The sequence below is a fragment of the Rhodococcus sp. NPDC057014 genome (genome assembly GCF_042673295.1).
Classification (GTDB): domain Bacteria; phylum Actinomycetota; class Actinomycetes; order Mycobacteriales; family Mycobacteriaceae; genus Rhodococcus_F.
The window spans coordinates 1-3668 of the sequence record NZ_JBHUSF010000520.1 but is presented as its reverse complement, the minus strand read 5'-3'; the positions used below and the strand labels follow the sequence as shown (position 1 = coordinate 3668).

The 3668-nt window shown below is 67.1% G+C and carries 3 protein-coding genes and 2 tRNA genes; 2 read left to right on the top strand and 3 right to left on the bottom strand.

The genetic code is table 11. The annotated features are described in order from the left end of the window. Positions 1 to 160: 160 nt before the first annotated feature. Both tig and ACFTZB_RS44115 read right to left on the bottom strand, forming a co-directional pair. Positions 161 to 1555: a trigger factor gene (tig, locus tag ACFTZB_RS44120; protein WP_378442102.1), complete on the bottom strand. Its 1395-nt coding sequence runs from the start codon at positions 1553 to 1555 to the stop codon at positions 161 to 163. Between the two features lie 62 nt (positions 1556 to 1617). Continuing rightward, positions 1618 to 1694: transfer RNA gene (locus ACFTZB_RS44115), tRNA-Pro, on the bottom strand. 139 nt (positions 1695 to 1833) lie between these two features. Between ACFTZB_RS44115 and ACFTZB_RS44110 the strand changes: the two genes are divergently transcribed. Next, positions 1834 to 1907: transfer RNA gene (locus ACFTZB_RS44110), tRNA-Gly, on the top strand. 242 nt (positions 1908 to 2149) lie between these two features. Continuing rightward, on the top strand, positions 2150 to 2971 hold the full coding sequence (locus tag ACFTZB_RS44105; RefSeq protein WP_378442100.1) for a DUF1542 domain-containing protein: 822 nt from the start codon (positions 2150 to 2152) through the stop codon (positions 2969 to 2971). 8 nt (positions 2972 to 2979) lie between these two features. Here ACFTZB_RS44105 and ACFTZB_RS44100 read toward each other — a convergent pair. Then, positions 2980 to 3668, bottom strand: a 689-nt coding sequence (locus ACFTZB_RS44100) for an Fpg/Nei family DNA glycosylase (protein WP_378442097.1), incomplete at its 5' end; no start/stop codon positions are given.

Here is a 3668-nt window from a genome sequence, read left to right as displayed (position 1 = left end):
GTGTTTGGAAGTCCCGGTACCTGCCTTCTCCTTAATTCGTTTATTGCTGACACAGACACTAACGACGGAGGGCGGCACCGTAGTCCGGGTGCCGCCCTACTTCGCTCAAAGCGGAAAACATCTCACAGCCGAACGCGAGGGAAACACCCCGCGACCAGCATTACTTCTGGTCTTCGCCCTCGGCGGAATCCGATGCGACCTCGTCCGTGGACGCGGCGTCTTCGGTCTCGGCCTCACCGTTGCCGAACAGTTCGGCGGTGTCGACGGCGGCACCCGAGGTGTCGGTGACGGTGGCCTGGTCGACGACACCGGCGAGAGCCTTGCCGCGACGCACGTCGGCGAACACGGCACCGAGCTGACCGGCCTGCTGGATCTGCTGGATGAACTGCTCCGGCGCCATGCCGTAGCGCTGCGCCTGGAACAGGATGCGCTCGGTGAGCTCGTCCTGGCCGACGGTGACGTCGGAGGCGTCGGCGATGGCGTCCAGCAGGAGCTGGGTCTTCACCGAGCGCTCGGCGCTGTCCTTGGCGTCCTTGTCGAACTCTTCGCGGCTCGTGCCCTGCTCCTCGAGGAGCTTGTTCAGCGCTTCCTCGTCGTGGTCGAGTCCGTGCACGGCGTCGTGCAGCGCAGCGTCGACCTCGGCCTTGACGACGGCCTCGGGCAGCGGGACCTCGACGGTCTCGAGCAGGGTCTCCAGGACCTTGTCGCGGATCTGACCGGCCTGCTCGACCTTGCGGACGCGTCCGACGCGCTCACGCAGGTCGGCCTTGAGCTCGTCGAGGGTGTCGAACTCGCTTGCCAGCTGAGCGAACTCGTCGTCCTCGGCGGGCAGCTCGCGCTCCTTGACGGTGCCGACGGTGACGGTGACGACAGCTTCCTTGCCCGCGTGGTCACCGGCGACGAGCGTCGAGGTGAACTCCTTGGACTCGCCGGCCTTGACTCCGACGACGGCCTCGTCGAGGCCCTCGATGAGCTGACCCGAACCGACCTCGTGCGACAGACCGCTCGCGGTGGCCTCGGGGACGGCCTCACCGTCGACGGTGGCCGACAGGTCGATGGAGATGAAATCTCCGTCCTCGACCGCACGCTCGACACCGGTGAGGGTGCCGAAACGCTGACGCAGCGACAGCAGCTGCTCCTCGACGGCCTCGTCGGTGATCTCGATCGGATCGACGGTGACGCTCAGTTCGCTGTAGTCGGGCAGCGTGATCTCGGGACGGACGTCGACCTCGGCGGTGAACTCGAGGAGCTCGCCGTCCTCGATCTTCGTGATCTCGATCTCGGGCTGACCGATCGCCTTCACCGAGGCGCTGGTGACGGCCTCGGAGTAGCGGGACGGGAGTGCGTCGTTGACGACCTGCTCCAGGACGGCGCCACGACCGACACGGGCTTCGAGCAACTTGGCCGGTGCCTTGCCCGGGCGGAAGCCGGGGAGACGGATCTGTTGCGCGAGGGCCTTGTAGGCCTTGTCGAAATCAGGCTTGAGCTCCTCGAAGGGCACCTCAACGTTGATACGGACTCGCGTCGGGCTGAGCTGCTCGACGGTGCTCTTCACGGACTGGCTCCTTCGTGTGGTCGTGCTCTTTTACTGTGCGGCAGTGACCTGCCCTGTGGTTCTGGTCGGGGTGACAGGATTTGAACCTGCGACCCTCCGCTCCCAAAGCGGATGCGCTACCAAGCTGCGCTACACCCCGGTCGAAGCCGGCTCTCGCCAACCTCGCGAGGACCCGAGGAAGAATCCTACGGCCCCCCGATTATGAAATCCAAAGCGAGGTTGGGTACAGTCACTCATCGCAGACGACATGCATGGCGATCCCAGGTTGTCGTATGCACGGGGATGTAGCTCAATGGTAGAGCCTCAGTCTTCCAAACTGATTACGCGGGTTCGATTCCCGTCATCCCCTCCACAGAGGAGCGTTCCCACCCCAGGGAACGCTCCTTTTTTGTTGTGCAGGAGCGGTCGCACCCTCTCCTTCGCTATGACATGCGTCACATGCGATCGACCGCGCCTCGGCCCCGCCGGCTCCTCCGTTCGCCGAGCGCGTAACCCCGATTTCGATCAGTACTCTGGGAGATGTCCGATTTGTCCCCTACTCGTGGATGTTGCAGCCCCGCAGCCGACGGTCCGCGAGAACTCCGGAGGCCCACCGTGGAACTGCTACTCATACTCGTGATCGTGGCGGCGGTCGCCTTCCTGGTGGTGAGGAGCCGCAACAACCGCGCCGGGCAGACCGCGAACCAGCTCGAGGACGCGAAGGCGGACGCTCGCCAGGCCATCGAACGACTCGGCGGACAGGTGTACAGCCTCTCCGGGTCCGACACCGCCTCCCAGCAGGCGCTGGCCGACGCGTCCGAGCGCTACACGGCGGCGGGCTCCCAGATCGACCAGGCCGCCACCCCCGTCCAGGCGCGTCTCGCCAAGCAAACGGCGCTCGAAGGCCTCTATTACATCCGCGCCGCCCGGACGGCCATGGGCATGGATCCCGGTCCCGAGGTCCCGTCGATCGACGGACAGAAATCCGCGGGAGCGGTCACCGAGGACCGTGAGGTCGAGTTCGAGGGCAGACAGGTCGCGGCGTCACCGAACCCGTCGTCGAAGACACCGAACTACTACCCGGGCGGCCGCGTCGCGGGACGTCCGGTTCCCGCAGGCTGGTACTCGGAGCCGTGGTGGAAGCCCGCTCTCGTGGCCGGCGCGTGGGGCCTGGGTTCGATGTTCCTGTTCTCCGCGATGTTCTCCGGGATGGCAGGTGTGCCGTATGACGCACAGGGCTTCGAGAGCGGAGCGGGCGACGCGTCCCAGGACACCGGCGACGCGGGCGGAGACGCCGGTGGCGACGGCAGCGATTCCGGTGGAGATGCCGGTGGCGGCGACATGGGCGGGGACGCCGGTGGCGACGGCGGCGGATTCGACTTCGGTGGCGGCGGAGACGGCGGCGGGTTCGACTTCGGTGGCGGCTTCGACTTCTGACGCGGCCGTCAGGACGGCTGGCAGCTCGGGCACCAGAAGAGGTTGCGGCCCTTCATGACCGAGTGGGCCACCGGGGTGCCGCAGATCCGGCACGGCGATCCCGCCCGACGGTAGACGTACGTCCGGGGACGGTCCTTCGCATACGCCGGATCGCCGTGATCGTCCTCGGGACGGACGACGTGCATCTTGCCGCGTCGCACCCCGACCTTCATCAGTGCCACCAGGTCGGCCCACAGCGCGTCCCACTCGTCGCGGGACAGTCCGCGGCCGGGCCGATCCGGGTCGATGCCGTGCCGGAACAGGACCTCCGCCCGGTACACGTTGCCGACACCCGCGATCACGGCCTGATCCATGAGCAGCGCCCCGATCGGGGTCTTCGACGCCGAGATGCGAGTCCACGCCTTGTCGGGGTCGGCGTCCTTGCGCAGAGGGTCCGGTCCGAGTCGCGCCTCGATGGCCGCGACCTGCGGCGGGTGGAGAACCTCGCACGCCGTCGGGCCGCGCAGATCGGTGCCGAATTCGGTGCCGACCATCCGCATCCGGACCTGCCCGACCGGCGGTTCCATGGGAACGGCCGCTTCCGTGAACGCCCCGTACAGACCCAGGTGGACGTGCACGACCAGCCCGGACTCGTAGTGATGCCACAGGTGTTTACCCCAGGCCTCGGACTTGACGAGGACGCGGCCGTCGACGAGGG